The following is a 16206-nucleotide window of genomic DNA, read 5'->3' as shown; positions in this document are numbered from 1 at the left end:
GACGTTCGTCCACTAATCAAGAAAAATAATTGGACGCGGCGGTGGCAGCGCCCATCAGGTCAACGAAGTTGATGCACGCTGCGAATCAGGAGTCGAACAGGTTGAGGGTGGGACTGCGAGCAATGTCACCCCAAATGCGATCAGGTAGCTCGTGGCGGGAGAGGAACACCATCCGATAGATGGTCCGCCCCTTGCCATCGGTAATCTGCGGCATCTGACCACTGACCTTGAAACCCAGGTCTCGTATCGCATCACACCATGCATTGAAGAACCACCCCGGCAAGCTGGTCTTCGACAACTCATCGATTGGCACCCTGGATCGCCAGCCCGGCAGGGCATGGTCGAACCGATCCCGGTGAGGGTCCAACTCCATATCAATATTGCGCGTTAGATCCATCAGGCTGAAGTGGATGGCGAAATCCACGTGCTGCAGTTTGGATAGCCGCTCGATGATCGAGAACGACAAGTGCTCCAGGTTGTAAGGGTCGATGTAGGCCAAGGCAAGCGCTCCAAACGGCACTGCCTTGATCATCGAATCTACCGTTTCAGCTGCAGGCCCAACGAAGCCTTGAACCGCAGCCCCAACGGCATCAAGGCGCAGCTGATTTGCTCGCACTTTTTCCGCTTCGATATCGCCGATCAGGACACGTGTGAAGGGCGCGCCCGAGGTGACTGATTGGCGATACGCCGCGACCGTTCCGCCCTTGCGAGTGAAAGATTCGCCTACAACCTGAATGCGGCCAGGACCGGAGAATGGATCAATCAGGACCCGTTGCTTGAACTTGGCCTTGGCTTTGCGCGTGGCGTGAAGATACTGAGTAAGGTAGAGGTGCTTCTGTTCCGGAACCCATCTGCCGACCCCGCGTCCGTGCGGTCCGAGTTCGACAAGCAGCTCCGGATAGGGATCCCGATCCCCATCATCTGGCTTGATTGCGTTCATTTTTTCTCAGTGGCGTGACGAGCTTGAATTTGACGACGAGATATTTTCCGTGTTCAAAATTTGTGGCACTCAATGAGTCAAGTAGCGCAAGTCAGGCAACATGCAGCCAATAAAAAAGCCCGTCGATGACGGGCTTTTTTATTCACGATATGGCTCAGCATGCAGCGGCGCGGCGCGGCGAACTCGGCAAATCTCCACCTATCCGATAGGAGTACTCTTCCACAAAATCCGGAACAAAGACCTTCTTCGCAACTACCTTCTGCGCCGAATCCAGCGCATCCCCCGCCGAAGATCGGATATTTCTAAAACGGAGCGCCACAGCTTTAAGGCCACGCGACAACCCACGATTAAATACCCCAATCAACTCATTCAGCGCCACAATGGGCGCCAAGACATAGCACATTAGAAGAATTGGCCACGAGCTATAGATCATATAGCCGAGCATCACGCTTCGCGCCTGAACTCGATAATCGTTAACGAACGCAGTCAATCGAGTATCGCTCACATGAAACTCTTTATCAAAAGTTGCCTTCAGATCCGCACACAACTCCGAATTTGCTTGTACCCGCGCTTCCAGGACAACGAATGGAACAATGGAAAATTCCTCAGTGAACCTCAAATAGCCATTCGTTAGATTCCGCAGTCTCTTATAAATAGCGGAATCCAAATCCCAGCCATTCTCAACAAATTTTGCCCGCAACTCATCCCTGAGATCGAACAACCTGTCTCGATGGTGATCTAGGATAGTCTTGCGAAGCATAAGGCGCCAAACGGCGGCCAATAGCAAAATATTGAGGCCAAGCAGGAAAAGTTGCATGATGCCTCCTCTCAAGTGGGCGTTTCGCCCGTTTCAGTAAGACCGCTACCGCGCCGATAGGGATCCCCCGCTTCCAGCTGCTTGCGGCGGCCATCCAAGGCCTTGATGGCGCGCTTCTTTCCTCGCCTTTCATAAATCCAACCACTCGTGGTGCCGATGGCAGCTACGTACCCACCCAAGAGCCAAGTTGCATCTTGTCCACCACGGCCGCCAGGGCCGTCAAAGAATCCGGCCGAGCCGCCACGATGCCCTTCAAGCCATCAAAGATGAGCCACACCACTACTGCGGTCCCAATGACAGTACACAGATGCTGCGCAGCTCCGAGCCAAAGCGTCAAATTGCGTGTACTCGCGTTGAGTTTTTGGACCTGAAGATCCAACTCATTCTTGTTCACTTGTCCCCACCCCTTGCACTCTCTAACACTTTAGTGGGCCGTGCATAGTATCACGGCAAAGTAGCGCTACTTCCTGATATCACTAGTACAGACGGACTATGCCGTCAGCTCCACAAAGAGCACTGTACATCACTCCGGGGCCCCGATACTAGGAGCTTCTCCAGCATCTGCCGCACTACTTCTACGCCAGTTGCGTACAGCCGAGCCGGGCCGTGATGCTACCTCATCTTTTCTGACAAAGCCTCCAGCCAAAAGGAGGGATTCAGAAATATTTCCTTTATTTCAGATATAAAAATATTTAATTTCACGTAATTTAACTGCAATAAATCCTCTACCTCTCACCTCAACAAGATTCCATCTTTACGCATCACGGAAGCGTAACCGTTCCATACGAATACAGTTGACTACCCCCAGATCAACCCGACGAAAGAAGGGTGCAGGTTTGTTTTTTATTGCCGTTCCACACCAGAGTTCCGCCCGTTGCAGCTCGCAAAATATTGGCCTGAAAGCAATTTCTGCACTTAGTACAACGAGACGGTAGTCTACCCCCTCACCGCTAGCAATATTTATGCACCCTCTCTTCGTCAAAACGTTTGGTGGCCTCTCTCGCGCTTACTACTTCCGCCATTTCGTGTTCGGTTTGATCTTTCCTACATTCATTTTCTTCTTCGCGAGCCACGCGGGAAAACCGATCCCCTACCAGATGGTTCTGTTTTCCCTCATCAGCACCGTGCTCTATCCATATGCCAGGTTCGTGTACGAAGGCGTGGTGAACTTCATCCTCGGTAACAACATCTTCTTTGTGAACGCGATCGTGATGCTGTTTGCCAAGTTCACCACGATGCTGATTTGCTGGGCGTTCGCCATCTTCATTGCACCGATTGGACTGGTGTACTTGTACTTCCGCCATAGCAGGGCGTAAGCAATTTCGGACGTCTTTGTGAGCGACACAGCCACTGCAGCTAGGCGGTTCCGCAGCTCATAGCGACGGTTTGACGACAAAATCAGAGTTGCATGCTTCGTATAAACGCGTTTCCTAAGGGCGGAGACCTTTGGCGCGTCGACTGGTTCGGCCCAATCGCCTTCCCCGATCGCATGTTGCGGCGGCGGCATCCATCCGTGTTGGTCTCGCTATCCAAAGCCAACGCCCAAGATGGGGCCGGTCGCTTATCGCTCCTATCGCTCCACCAAACTGAAAGGCAAGCAACCCGATGCTGGGTTTCAGTCGGAACCACAATGCTCTTGCGCATCGGTGACCTGTGGCGCGAGCAGGGCTTGGAATCCCGCGCGGCTGACGAAGAGTTGCTTTGTGAAGATCTGGCGATCAGCCGAGACACCTGCGAGCTCTTAAAAGCCGGATCGAGCTTCGACGACGGCAGTTTCATGCTGCCGCTCCAAGAGCATGCGGGACATCGCGAAAACACGCACTCCTATTGCGTCCGGGTCACGCTACCTGACGGAAAGCTCCTTGTCGTACCGTGCATGGAGTTGATCCGCTTCTATTTTGGGTCGTCCAGCGAACTCCTCAACCGGCTGTTCGTGCCCCCACTCCAGAGAGAGAATCTCTACACAGGGATGACAATCGATCGGCACAACCGGATGACGATCCAACTTGCCGACCGCATTCCGCGTGCGAGCGCGGAGGACATCGCCCGAATCGCTGGAAGCCGACTCGCCTGGCGTGCGGCTGCGATGATCGGTACCTCCTGTGTAAGTGCCGCGCAGGCGCGCCAGGACATCTACCCTCAGACCCTATTTCCATTCGAAGGAACGACAACAGTGCGGGCCGCTGGGAAGTGGCTGTCACGAGGCGACGATCCAAAAGGGACGTTCCTCGTCTACCAACTCCTGAGTTGCTCGCACCCGTTTCCTTTCAAGTCATTGCAATTCCGCGTGACGGGCGCAAAGAAAGCTCGCAGCAGCGGCATGGCGCCCGACACCCCACCACCGGAAGCCGCGCCAACGGCCCGGAAAGCCCAGGAACCTTCCAAGATCAGCCTGGAGGAACACGACCCTTCATCGCAGCTTGCTCCAGCTACGATGCCCATGAGCGGCAATCGACGATTTGTCGACCTGGAGAACAAGTGGGTCTTCGCAGACAGAACCATTGCCGGGAAAACACCTCGTGCCAGCGCCTCGTCTGGTGAACCGATCAGCGAGCATGCGATCGGCGAACCCGGCTCCACGAAGCGCATCCGAGAAGCGCAGATCGTCGAGGGCGACAACGAAGTCCCAGACCCACCTGCATTCCTGGAGCACGCTGTCAAAGCGCTATCCACACTGGACAACGCTTCCGTAAGAGTCCTGACAGCGAGCCGCGACGACGGGTGGTCCGTTCCCGTGCCGCTGATCGCGGATGAGGACGGAGTACTTGACGAGCACCTCCTGGTTCCGCAGGACATGCACCGCCTCAAGCGCGTGGCCGCCTTCGCAGTTTCCTCAAAGGAGGCGTCCACGTTGCTCATGGTCCACGAAGCGAGTCCACCCATATCGTTTGCTGTCCCGTTGAAAGACAAGAGTGACGAAGCGATACAGCGCGCGATCCAGGCAGCGACGGGGGCATTCATCTCCGTCCAGAACGGCACCGCCTATCACGTAGTGGCTTTGGAGCACACACTGGCAAACGCTCCCGACGAACTGTGTTCCTGGATCTCAATGCAACTCCACCACGCGGCCATCGCGTACCTGCGCTGATGAGGCGCGCCTCTCTGCTGGTACCTCGACTGGCGAGTCACGACGCGTCGGCAAACCTGCCTCGCGTCGGTACTGCTGCAGGATGTCCTTGATGAACCGGTGGTGCAGTGGAGCAATCGGCTTGACCGGCACATCCTGCGCCTCGGTGTCGTGCTGAAGGAGCCAAAGCGACCACAGCAGCACCGCATGGCGAGTCAGTACAGGCTGCAGCTCCAGTGCCGCCTTTCTTGGCTGCTCAATCTCCAAGTCGGAGTAGCCGAAGCGGCAGGCTAAGCAATTGCAGAGCCGAGGCTTGACCTTGCACGACAACACAGTCACTGCCATAGCGTGCAGACGCTCCAACAGGCCGCACTGACCCGCTGTGTTCAAAACAGAAAGCTCGCGCATCAACTGCTGCAGCTGAGGAAAGAGACCACTTCCTCGATCGTCTATGACGGGCGCCTCCGCCAATCGGAGGTCGTAGTCGCAGTTGTGGCAATGGCAAATGCCATCGATTTCCGCATGACACAAATTTGCGTCGACCCGCTGGACGAACAAGCAAGCGCCGCAGCTTGGGCATCGGTCAAACAGCAGACATTGGTGTTGCTCGCAGAAGGTTTGAAGTGCAACGCGCCAACAGAGGCGGAAGTACGGTATCGGGTCGCTCTTCAGACAGTATGGACAGAACTGAAGACCTGGACCGAACCGGGAGTTTCGCGGCAGATTGATAGAGATCACCCACGGGAGGGATCCCCCAATGTGAAACTGTGGGTACAGGATTCGCTCATAGACACGCAGCGTGGCCTGACGAACTGCCTGCAGATTGGTTCCTGTGTGGAACGCCAGTGATGCCAGAAGCGACTCGGGGCCGTGTCGGTCAATATCCATCGTCAGCACCCGAGCTGCAGGGCCGAGTGCCAGATTGCAGAACGGCATCACACTCATTCCATGGCCATGTGCCAATCGCACGATCCAACTCGACAGAAGCTCACCCGGTATGGGCTTGTACCGAACTGGCCAGAGTGGCGTCCTTGCACATGACCACGTCTTCATAGCTGCCGTCTGTACGTCCTGCGCTTGGAGGGTGGGACCCAGTCCAACTCGGCGAGCTGCTGTTCGGTGATCGCCTCCTTTCCGGACCGAATGGCCTCTACCGCCGCCGTCTTCACGAGGTCAAAGATGTCACCAAGGGTGGACTCGCTCCTCACGTAGATCGCCTGCATCATCTCTGGACGATGGAGCCCTGACGGTTGGCGCAACGGTGTCCGGTGCTCCAAGGTCTTCAGCAACGTCCCCAATTGCCGGCCTGGTGTCCAACTAGGCATCTCAATCGGTACGAATCGGCTCGACATCTGCGGATCAGCGTTGAACGCGTTGTACGCCTCTTCGATCCCTGAGGCAACGATGCTGACCTTCGCTTCATTGCTCAGGCTTTTGAGGGCATTGCGAAACTCGCGTTGCTTGGTTAGGCCGCCGGCAATCAGATGGTGGATCTCATCGATGATGAGGATGCGCACATCCATCTCGCCAAAAAGACGTTTGACCTGCGAGTACTTTTCATAGACCGGAGCCGTCGGCTTGTACGGCGCCATCAGACTATCCATGATCCGGCTGTAGAAGTCGGACAAGTCCGGCTTAGGCGGTGCATCGACCATCACCACCGGGCACCGCGTTACCTCCTGCTCAGGATCCAAGTCGGGAAGGTGTTGATCGCGAAAACGCTCAAGAATGGAAGTCTTTCCGCTGTACGAGGGACCTACGATGAGATAGCTCGGCATCCGCGTGACCTTTGGGTAGTCGAGCAAGTCCTCCAACTTCTGAAGCGTCGTCTTTGCATGATCGAGTGGGAGCCACGTGCCAGCCTGGATCAGGCGAATCCGATCCTTGTCTGGTAGGGTCAGCTGTTCCTGCGCCTTCGGGCTGAGATGGCTGTACTCGGCTGTCGTGCTATTCATCGTCGCTCAGCGGTTGGATGTCGTCAGGGTCATACCCTCGTATCGCCGGTGCAAGTCTGGTCGGCTCAAGCTTCGAAACTTGCGGCAAGTCTTGAGGCTTTTGCGCCCGAGCTTTGGCCTGCTGCTTACGCTGTTGCTCGGCACGACGCGCCGCCTTCGTCTTGGTAGCAGCAGACGCTTCAATCTCACGCTGTCTCGCGATCAGCGCGAAAAGGTCACGCTCACTGTACTTCTCCATGCCCGCATCTCGCGCCGCCTTCTTGGCCGCGCGAATCTCCCAAATGCTCGCCGCTGGGAGACTCATGTCTCGATACGGAATCGGGAAATAGCGCCTGAGATCGGGATCGAAGAAGTACAGCACACTCATATCGCCCGGGTCGTAGCGGAATCGAAACTGCCTGGTCAGCCTCGAATCCTTTGTGTCCCGGGCATTTACCCACGGGCGCAAGATGTCATGGAAGTAGTGAATGCCGTCAATGGCGACCCCGTAGTCTTGGATTGTCCGGTCCTCGTATGGCATGAAATCAATGCGGACCTTCTCTGCATCGGTGCGTATCGGTGGCAACCCACGGCCGATCTTTCCCCGTGTTCCAAGAATGCCTTCACGCCACTTGGTCAATGGTGTTGTGCCGATACCCGAGTGCACGGCGCGGTGGTACCGCGCGAACATGAGGACAAGCCACTTTTCCAGCTCATCGAACGTCATGCAAGCGTTACCCTCGGCGTCGTATTCCCCTTTCTGCCGCGGGTTCGCGAAGGTTGCGCCTTTCAGCCCCTTCAACTCTTCCGACACCGTGCCCATGAGCCGTTCGATGTGCCCGCCATAGCGCGGCTGCTTGACCGGTCGCAGATGAATATCGATGTGGTACTCCCTTGCGGCGAGCGCCAGCATCTTGCCCCTGAATTCGCGTGCGTTGTCCAGATGAAGCACATCCATGACCCCATAGAACGGCCACTCAACGTCCCCACACCCCATCCGAGCCATCCAAGCATCTTTTGTCAGAATGGCATGCGAGATGCACATGCCGGCGGACATCGCGGACGGGGCATCAAAAGTTAGGTACATGCCGAGGCAAACGCGACTGAATACATCGATCGCCAAGGTGATCCATGCACGGCCGATGGATTTTCGATGCTTGTCATCGACAATGATGACGGGCAGTAAGGTGTGATCGACTTGAACCAGCGCAAGCGGCCAGCCTGCATCCGGGATGGATCCCTTGTTCACATGGAATCGCTGTTCAGCAGCTCGCCTACCTTCTCGGTGTTTAAGCGACTCTTGCTCATTCAACCAACTGAGATGCCGATATACAGTCGACGCTGCAGGAAGAGGCTCGATGCCTGCGTCGTAGCAAAGGCGGCGTATTTCGCGAGCGGCCTTGGCGACTGATGGCTTTTGCTTGGTTAGATGGTGCTCCCGAACATAGTTATCCAGGATTAACTTCACCTCTGGCGAGAGCCGACTGCGCCCTCGGCCACCGTTCTTGCGCGTCGGTAGCAACGAAGACAGCAATTCAGAATCTGAATATGCGCTCAGCCAGTTGTAGATCGTTCGAACGCCTACACCTGCTTTGATGGCAGCAGCAGCGTAGTCAGCTTTTGCACGATTTGGCCGATTGTCCAGCAGAGGGCCAATCGCTTCCAAACGCATTTGTGCAACCTCCCATTCTTCGCTGGATACGTCTTCCAGATCAACTTGATCATTGCCTTCTGCTGGATCGCCACTGCTCCTGAACGGGGCCTCAAGTGAACCCAGCTTCAGCACAACAAGTTCATCCGACGCCTTCTCACGCGCGAGAACCTTGTTCAAATCGGCATGGCGGAGAACTATATATTCGCGCCCGTCATGAGTGACGGTGCTGCCCTTCCTAACGTGTAGGAGAGTCGGCATCTTTGCTCGTGAATTGCCCGTCATGACCTAGCTCGGTAGAGATAGTGGCGTGCTTTCCGACAGCGGAACCTGCAGATCCGCTTGAATTGCGCCATGGGCCACAAGATGCCAAAGCACGGGAATCCACGTTGCACGCGTCTCCAAGTTGTCTGTCAGACAGCCGAGCAATGCTGCCGGCGTCATCGGACTCCCCTCTTGACGCATCGCCTCAAGTAGATGATCAACTGCCACCGGATCTGCCGGCGTATGGCGGTATCGATGCAGATATTTCAGGTTCTGGATAAGAGGCGTCCTGACATCCAGCTCTGTTCGGGTAACGAAGATCCAGCCTCGCTCTTCAGCAAACACCACTGCAGCGGCGAACTTCTCTCGGTATTTGTCAGCGTACCGATCCAGATGCTCTTGCGTTTTGATCTCTACCAGCTCAGGTGGTCGGAGATTTCCGGAAGGCGTGGGACGATATGTCACCAGCAGGTCCGGGACATAAATTCGGCCACGGGACAGTGGAATTTCGACAGGCTGGACGTCGTACGATTCGAGGTAAGGATCCGAGTCCAGCAGGAGCATGTACTCCTTTTCCAAGATCGACTCGAACTCAACCACCTCTTCCGCCTGCGGAGAGGCGTGTCGTCCCGTGACAAAGAGGAAATTCTTGGGGATCCGGCGCACCGGCATAAAGCGCTCCACAAATCACACATCCGTGGATTCTTGCTTTCCCCACCAAGACTTGTCGACCCTCCATCGCGAGGGGGCTCAGCGTCGTGAGCGTCTTCCAGTCTAGGTCGGCTCGGAACACTTATGTAGTGCACACATGGCGATCGGACCATTGCAGGCGCGAGCTGCCTGCTCGCCAACACAGTCCGGTGGTCGACACCGTGACCGATTGCAAAGACACATGCGTTAAAAAACGGAGCAATCTTGGCTCATATGCCCCATAAATGAGGCAGGGAATGGGCCCTCAGAGGAGATGCGCAGAATGAGAACGGCTCTCATGCGGATTCTTTTCTGCAGCTCCCGGTTATTACCAAAATGGCCAGTTCTGCCCCTATGATCGCGGACAAGTTCAGGCGCTCGCCCTCAAGGTGATCTGTCCTCGACCATCAGACAAACAAAACCATGCAACAGCCAACCGAGATCGATCTCGACAGCGAGACGCCCGCCATGAGGCGCGCGGCGAAACGCAGCACGCTCGTGAGCGTGGGTGTCAATTTGACCCTAACAGCTGCGCAGCTGATTGCTGGCGTTCTTGCCCATTCACAGGCGTTGATAGCCGACGCGATTCACTCGCTTTCCGACCTGGTTTCGGATTTCGTTGTTCTCTTCGCTGGACACCATAGTCAGAAGGGACCAGACGCGGAACATCACTATGGTCACCTTCGGTTCGAGACAGCGGCCTCTCTGGTATTGGGCTTGCTGCTGCTCGCCGTAGGCATCGGAATGCTTTGGAACTCGGTGACCAAGCTGGAGCATCCGGAATCGATTTCACAAGTGAAGTTGATCGGCTTGTGGGTCGCACTTGGCGCACTGGTGAGCAAAGAACTGTTGTTCCGGTACATGCTGGCCGTTGCGGAGCGCGTACGCTCCAGCATGCTGATTGCGAACGCATGGCACGCTCGCTCCGACGCAGCTTCCTCGTTGGTGGTCGCACTCGGCATCGTCGGCAATTTGCTTGGATTTCCCCTGCTCGATCCAGTGGCCGCATTCGTTGTTGGGTTAATGGTATCGAGAATGGGCTGGCAGTTCGGCTCGGATGCCCTGCACGACCTCATGGACAGAGCCGTCGATGAAGAGACGGCGACCGAAATTCGGGAGGTGATACTCGGCACGCCGGGCGTGCTTGGCGTTCATGACGTACGGACACGCAAAATGGGCGACATGATCCTGGTGGACGCACACCTGGAGATCGCAGGCAGCGCAACCGTGAAGGTCGGTCACGACATCGCGCTCGAAGCCAGGCGACGCGTCCTGGAACGACGTGATGTACTCAATGTCATGACCCACGTCGATCCCGTAGTCGAGCTCCCACCCGGCACAAGCTAGCTTTTCAGGCGGGGTAAGAACACGTTGAATGTTGAGCCTTTGCCTTCTTCGCTGGTCACGGTGATCGTCCCTCTGTGCAGTTCCACTACCAGCTTCACCAAATAAAGCCCTACACCTGCCCCGACCGTCCCCGCAACGTTGCCCCCACGCACGTAGCGCTCGAACAAACGCTCGATATCGCGTTCGGGTATGCCCATGCCCCGGTCTTCAACCGTCACCGACACACCGTCGGCATCGCTGCGCATACGCACGCTGACCGGTGTGCCTGGCGGTGAGTACTTGACGGCGTTGCCGACAAGATTGCTGAAGGCCTGGAACAGAAGCCGGGCATCGCCGAAGAATGTGTTCGGCTCATCAGTCTCTACGCACTCGTCGATCCGTGCGCTTGGCGTACTTTCCCGGTGCATCTCGCAAACCTCGTGCAAAAGTGCCGCAAGCGGCAAATCGGTGCGCCGCATCGCTGCGGGCGTCGTGGAATCTAACCAGTGCGAAGAGTCGAGCAGGTGATCCATGAGGTGCGTCATGCGCTGCACCGCCGCGCGAATTTTCCCGCAGCGCTCTTCCAGCGCCTCAGGCGGCAAAGCGTCACGCATGCGCATCAACCGCTGGGCCTGACCATCAATCACGCCTAGTGGTGTGCGGAATTCATGCGAAGCCATCGAGACGAAATTGCGCTGCAGCTCAGCCATGCGACGCTCCTTGTCGAGCGTCTCCTGCAATACGGCGGCTTGGGCAATCAGTGCATCCTTGCTGCGTCCCAATTCGATTGTGTTTTCTCGAAAGCGCGCCACGGCCTGCGCAATATCGCCGATCTCGTCGTGGCGCTCCAAGCCAGGGATGTCGATCCGGGTGTCGTTGTTGGCAATGTGGTGCATGCGATCGACCAACGCAGCAATCGGCCGCGACACAGCGTAGACAAGGTAGATCACAGCCAGCACGACCAGCCATGCCGCCACTACGATCGCCCCAATGATGAGTTGCCGCGCGTCGTGGTAGGCCTGTGCCTCACGCTCGGTTTCTGCTGCCGCGCCAGCGACACTGCGCTCGGTCATCACGCCCAGTGTGTCGTTGGCCAAGTCGAATGCATGCTTGGAGTCCGTGTGGTAGAGCCGCGTACCGCCCCCTACGTCGCCTGCCTTGGCAGTAATCATCAGCCGTTTCGCGAGCTCACGATACGTATTCCATTGGGTGACAAACTGGCTGTAGAGCTCGTGTTCGGCACTATCGTGCTCGATCTTGTCGTAGCGGGCTTGGGACGTGGCAATCAACTTGTCTAGCATGGCGACCTGTTCGTCGGCAGCTCGCAGATCGGCGCGTGACGAGGCGATCAGAAAATCGCCTTCGGCCGCGCGGTAATCCGAGATGTAGTTGTTCAGGTCCCCTAGAATTCGGCTGTTCTGAAGCCAGCGCCCGCTGATCTGCGCAGATACGCTGTGGAAACTCGCCAATTGGTCGATACTGAAAGCGCCGACGCCAACCACCAACAGTAAAAAAACCACGAACACCAGCGTCAGCCGCACCCGGATAGGGCGCAAGATCGACGGAGAAGCGATTCCAAAGCGCCGCCCGTCTGGCGCGTCGGAGACCGGTTTTGGCGAGTGCATAGGTAGTGTCCTGCGCAGCGTTCCTTGGCCCCGTCGTGAGCGGAGCATCAGTCACCATACCATCACCTGGAATATCCATGAAGCCAGTCAGCGCCAAGATTCTTTGCATTGAAGACGATATTGAAACCGCCGAACTGATCGCCGAAGAGTTGGCTGAACATGGCTATACCATCGTCACGGCGCACGACGGTGAGTCCGGTCTGGCGATGCTCCTGCGCGAAGCCCCCGATCTTGTGCTATGCGACGTGGGCATGCCGGGCATGACAGGGTTCGAGTTGCTGGAGCAGTTGCGCACGCTCGCGCCACGGTATGCCGAGATTCCGTTCGTCTTTCTGACGGCGATGGCGCAACGCGACTCCGAACTGCGCGGGCGGCGCCTGGGGGCCGATGACTACGTGACCAAGCCGGTCGATTTCGAAATCCTGATTAGCATCGTGCAGACCCGGCTCGCCAGACGGCCGCGCACGCATGCCGCGCATCCGCCCGTACAACTGAGCGAGCGCGAGGCCGAGGTGCTGGCATGGTCTGCGCGCGGCAAGACATCGGGTGAGATTGCCACGATTCTTGGGCTCTCCAAGCGAACGGTCGATTTCCATATGGACAATGCGCGCGAAAAGCTGGGCGTCGCCACGCGCATAGAAGCCGTGGTCAGGGCATCCAGTGCAGGGATCATTAAGCCGTAAGCGCCGCCGCACGAAGCGGCGGCCATCGCTCAGACCGGCGCTTCCTCAAGGGGCGGGTCTTCAGACGGCGGCTCCTTGCCGAGGAAGACCATCCGCAACGCAGGCACGATCACCAGCAGCATCAACGGGCCCACAAGCATGCCGCCCACGACCACGGTGGCCAATGGCCGCTGCACCTGGCTGCCGATGCCCGTGGAAATAGCCGCCGGGAACAAGCCGATACATGCCGACAGCGCGGTCATCAGCATGGGCCGCATCCGCTGTTGCGCCGCATGGAACATGGCTTCCGTGGGCTGGAGGCCGCGCTCTCGGCGCAGGTCGTTGTAGTAGGTGATCATCAGAATACCGTCCATCACGGACACCCCAAACAACGAGACAAAGCCGATTGCCGCCGAGACGCTGAAGTCCAACCCCGTCAGGAACAGCGCTGCCACCCCACCGGTAATCGCAAATGGAATCCCGGCCAGCGCCATCAGACTATCGCGCAGCGAATTGAACAGCCCATAGAGCAGCACCAGGATCAACAGAATGCTGATCGGCACCATGACCGCCAGCCGCTGCTTGGCTTGCTCCAGATCTTCAAATTCACCCGCCCACTCAATGCGGTAACCCTGCGGCAGCTTGACATGCTGGGCGATGCGTTGCTGTGCTTCTTCCACCGTGCCGCCCAGATCGCGCCCACGCACGCTGAACTTGACCGGAATATAGCGGGCATTCTTCTCGTGATAGATGTACGACGCACCCGTATCCAGCGTGATATCAGCCAGGGCCGATAGCGGAATGTATGAGTTGCCGCCGTTAGCGTTTGTGTAGGCGACGCGGATGTTGCGCACCGCATCGATAGTGGCGCGGTACTCCGGGGCCAGCCGCACCGTCAGGGCAAACTGCCGATCACCTTCCAGGATGGTGGTGGCCTGCGAGCCCGACAAGGCAGCCTGCACCACGGTGTTCACGTCCCCTGTGTTCAGCCCATAGCGCGCGGCCGCCTCCCGGTTAATGCGCACGTTCAGGTTCGGTTGACCCAGCACACGAAAGATGCCCAGGTCTGTGATCCCTTTGACCTTGCTCATTTCGCTTTGCACCTGGTCGGCCAACCTTTCCAGCACTTGCAAGTCCGGGCCGATGATCTTGACCGAGTTGGCCCCCTTCACGCCAGACAACCCCTCTTCCACGTTGTCCTGAATGTACTGCGAGAAATTCAGCCCGACCCCAGTGAACTCGCTGGTGAATTCTTTTTGGATCTGCGCGATCAACTTCTCCTTGGTCATCCCGGCCGACCATTGATCGAACGGCTTAAGTGGTACGAAGAATTCAGCGTTGTAGAAGCCAGCGGCATCACTGCCATCGTCAGGGCGTCCGTGAGCCGACACCACCGTGCGCACCTCGGGGTGCTTGAGCAGGATCTGGCGCATGCGCGAGACCGGTACCACGCCGGATTCCAGCGAGGCCGTTTGCGGCATGGTCAGCCGGATCCACAGGTTGCCTTCTTCAAGGGCGGGCAGGAACTCGGTGCCCAGCAGAGGCATAAGTGCCGCGGTTGCCGCAAGCACGACCGCACCGATCGTCACGGCAATGCGCCGGTTGGATAGCGACCACGTCAGCGCAGGCTGATAAGCCTTATGCAACATGCGGACGAGCCAAGTTTCCGTCTCTTCAATCTTCTTGGGCAGCAGGTACGAGCACAATGCTGGAGTGACCGTGAACGTGGCGATCAGTGCGCCGGCCAGTGCATAGCCGTAGGTACGCGCCATGGGGCCGAAGATCTGACCTTCCACCCCCTGCATGGTGAACAGGGGAACGAACGCCGCCACCGTTATGAGCGCCGAGAAGAACACCGCGCGATCAACCTGCAAGGCACTGACGAAAATCATGCGCAGGCGTTCGGGCACGCGGAATCCAAGCATCTTCGCGTCACGGCTCATCAGCAGGCGCGTCTGCTCTGCGGCCGGCATCTGGAAGTTGCGGAAGATGTTCTCCACCAGGATGACGGATGAATCCACGATGATCCCGAAGTCCACCGCCCCGACCGAGAGCAGGTTGGCGGACTCCCCCGTCAGCAGCAGGATCAGTATGCTGAAGAACAGCGCAAACGGAATGTTCGCGCTGACAATGATGGCGCTGCGCAGATCGCCCAGAAATATCCATTGAATAAAGAACACCAGCAGGCAGCCAAACAGCAGCGCGTGCATGACCGTATGCGTGGTGACGGAGACGAGCTCCGAGCGATCGTAGTAGCGCTCGACCTTCACACCCGCCGGCAGCGTGCCATCGGCATTGATCTTGTCCAGCTCTGCCTTGACGCGCGCCACCACGTCGTTGGTCTGCATGGTGCGGTTCATCACCACGATGGCGGTGACGACGTCGCTTTCGTTGTCACGGCCGGCAATGCCCAGACGGGGCGCGAAGCCGATCTTCGTCTTCGCAACATCCTTGACCTGCACGGGCACCCCGTTGGTCTGCGTGAGGACGATCTTGTCGATGTCCTTCACGTCTTGGATGAGACCCACGCCGCGGATGTTGACGGACTGCTGCCCAAAATTGATCGTGCGCCCACCGACGTTGATGTTGGCATTGCCCAGCGCCGTCATCATCTGCGGCAGGGTGACGCCATAGGCTTCCAGCTTCTTTGGGTCGACCTCGACGTCGTACTCCTTGGTCGTGCCTCCCCAGCTGACCACCTGGGCCACGCCCGGTACGGTCTTCAGGCGGCGCTGCAATACCCAATCCTGCAAGGTTCGCAGGTTGGTCAGCCCAAAGTGGGGCGGTCCTTTCAACTGATAGCGCACCACCTCGCCGACCAGGCTGGACGCCTGAATCTGCGGCTGGACGTTGTTGGGCAAGCTGACGTTCTGCTGGAGGGCAAGTGCCGCCTGCGTGTAAGCAAAGTAGTAGTCGATCCCGTACTTGAAGGTCACGCGCACGAACGACAGACCGTAGAACGACGTGGAGCGGATATTCTCCACACCGGGTGTCGCGGCCAAGCCGATTTCCATTGGCACCGTGTAGTACCGCTCCATTTCTTCGGCCGATAGGCCCGGCGTTTGTGCGGTAATTTCGAGAATAACTGGCGCAGGGTTGGGGTACGCCTCGATATTCAGCTTGGAGTACGCGAACAACCCTGCCGCCACGAACGCCAGCAGGAACAACAGGATCAGCGGCCGTCGCAGCAGCGACAGCTTGAGAATCGCTTTGAGCACGGTGAACTCCCT

General features: G+C 57.6%; 12 protein-coding genes and 1 pseudogene. 4 read left to right on the top strand and 9 right to left on the bottom strand.

The genetic code is table 11. From position 1 onward, the window contains the following. Positions 1-85: 85 nt before the first annotated feature. Both tcmP and AAHM38_RS05475 read right to left on the bottom strand, forming a co-directional pair. Complete coding sequence (gene tcmP, locus AAHM38_RS05480) at positions 86-940, bottom strand: three-Cys-motif partner protein TcmP (RefSeq protein ID WP_012762843.1); 855 nt, start codon at positions 938-940, stop codon at positions 86-88. Between the two features lie 154 nt (positions 941-1094). After that, positions 1095-1757 carry a hypothetical protein gene (locus AAHM38_RS05475; RefSeq protein WP_012762844.1) on the bottom strand — a complete coding sequence of 221 codons (663 nt, stop codon included), beginning with the start codon at positions 1755-1757 and terminating at the stop codon, positions 1095-1097. A 962-nt stretch (positions 1758-2719) separates the two neighbouring features. Between AAHM38_RS05475 and AAHM38_RS05470 the strand changes: the two genes are divergently transcribed. Both AAHM38_RS05470 and AAHM38_RS05465 read left to right on the top strand, forming a co-directional pair. Continuing rightward, the gene (locus AAHM38_RS05470) at positions 2720-3073 is read left to right on the top strand and encodes a hypothetical protein (protein WP_012762845.1); all 354 of its coding nucleotides are present in this window, start codon (positions 2720-2722) and stop codon (positions 3071-3073) included. Positions 3074-3387: 314 nt separating this feature from the next. After that, positions 3388-4845 carry a hypothetical protein gene (locus AAHM38_RS05465; RefSeq protein WP_253916073.1) on the top strand — a complete coding sequence of 486 codons (1458 nt, stop codon included), beginning with the start codon at positions 3388-3390 and terminating at the stop codon, positions 4843-4845. Here the strand turns inward: AAHM38_RS05465 and AAHM38_RS05460 are convergent. From AAHM38_RS05460 to AAHM38_RS05440, 5 genes and pseudogenes are all read right to left on the bottom strand, one after another. Further along, positions 4804-5232: a hypothetical protein gene (locus AAHM38_RS05460; RefSeq protein ID WP_249354805.1), complete on the bottom strand. Its 429-nt coding sequence runs from the start codon at positions 5230-5232 to the stop codon at positions 4804-4806. The two genes, AAHM38_RS05465 and AAHM38_RS05460, sit on opposite strands and share 42 nt — an antisense overlap. A 240-nt stretch (positions 5233-5472) precedes the next feature. Then, positions 5473-5877, bottom strand: a pseudogene (locus tag AAHM38_RS05455) (TniQ family protein); the annotation flags it as partial. Beyond that, complete coding sequence (locus AAHM38_RS05450) at positions 5874-6779, bottom strand: TniB family NTP-binding protein (protein ID WP_012762848.1); 906 nt, start codon at positions 6777-6779, stop codon at positions 5874-5876. The pseudogene AAHM38_RS05455 and the gene AAHM38_RS05450, both read right to left, overlap by 4 nt. Further along, positions 6772-8694, bottom strand: coding sequence for a Mu transposase C-terminal domain-containing protein (locus AAHM38_RS05445; RefSeq protein WP_041668301.1), 1923 nt, complete (start codon positions 8692-8694; stop codon positions 6772-6774). Before AAHM38_RS05445 ends, AAHM38_RS05450 begins: the two co-directional genes overlap by 8 nt. A 3-nt stretch (positions 8695-8697) precedes the next feature. Then, positions 8698-9345 (bottom strand): heteromeric transposase endonuclease subunit TnsA, encoded by a 648-nt coding sequence (locus tag AAHM38_RS05440; RefSeq protein ID WP_012762850.1) that lies wholly within the window; start codon positions 9343-9345, stop codon positions 8698-8700. 441 nt (positions 9346-9786) lie between these two features. On the opposite strand from AAHM38_RS05440, the gene AAHM38_RS05435 reads away from it, so the two are divergent. Further along, a complete protein-coding gene (locus AAHM38_RS05435) occupies positions 9787-10710 on the top strand; it encodes a cation diffusion facilitator family transporter (protein WP_012762851.1) in 924 nt (307 codons plus the stop codon). On the opposite strand, the gene AAHM38_RS05430 is transcribed toward AAHM38_RS05435, so the two are convergent. Continuing rightward, positions 10707-12314 (bottom strand): sensor histidine kinase, encoded by a 1608-nt coding sequence (locus AAHM38_RS05430; RefSeq protein ID WP_012762852.1) that lies wholly within the window; start codon positions 12312-12314, stop codon positions 10707-10709. The two genes, AAHM38_RS05435 and AAHM38_RS05430, sit on opposite strands and share 4 nt — an antisense overlap. A 77-nt stretch (positions 12315-12391) precedes the next feature. On the opposite strand from AAHM38_RS05430, the gene AAHM38_RS05425 reads away from it, so the two are divergent. Further along, entirely contained in the window at positions 12392-12997 is a 606-nt protein-coding gene (locus AAHM38_RS05425) for a response regulator transcription factor (RefSeq protein ID WP_004637002.1), read from the top strand. A 29-nt stretch (positions 12998-13026) separates the two neighbouring features. Here AAHM38_RS05425 and AAHM38_RS05420 read toward each other — a convergent pair whose 3' ends face one another. Beyond that, positions 13027-16194 (bottom strand): efflux RND transporter permease subunit, encoded by a 3168-nt coding sequence (locus AAHM38_RS05420; protein WP_012762853.1) that lies wholly within the window; start codon positions 16192-16194, stop codon positions 13027-13029. Between the last annotated feature and the right edge of the window lie 12 nt (positions 16195-16206).

This window comes from Ralstonia sp. OTU4908, from assembly GCF_038440115.1.
Classification (GTDB): domain Bacteria; phylum Pseudomonadota; class Gammaproteobacteria; order Burkholderiales; family Burkholderiaceae; genus Ralstonia; species Ralstonia pickettii.
The sequence above is the reverse complement of the archived record's forward strand: the minus strand, read 5'-3'. Positions and strand labels throughout refer to the sequence as shown.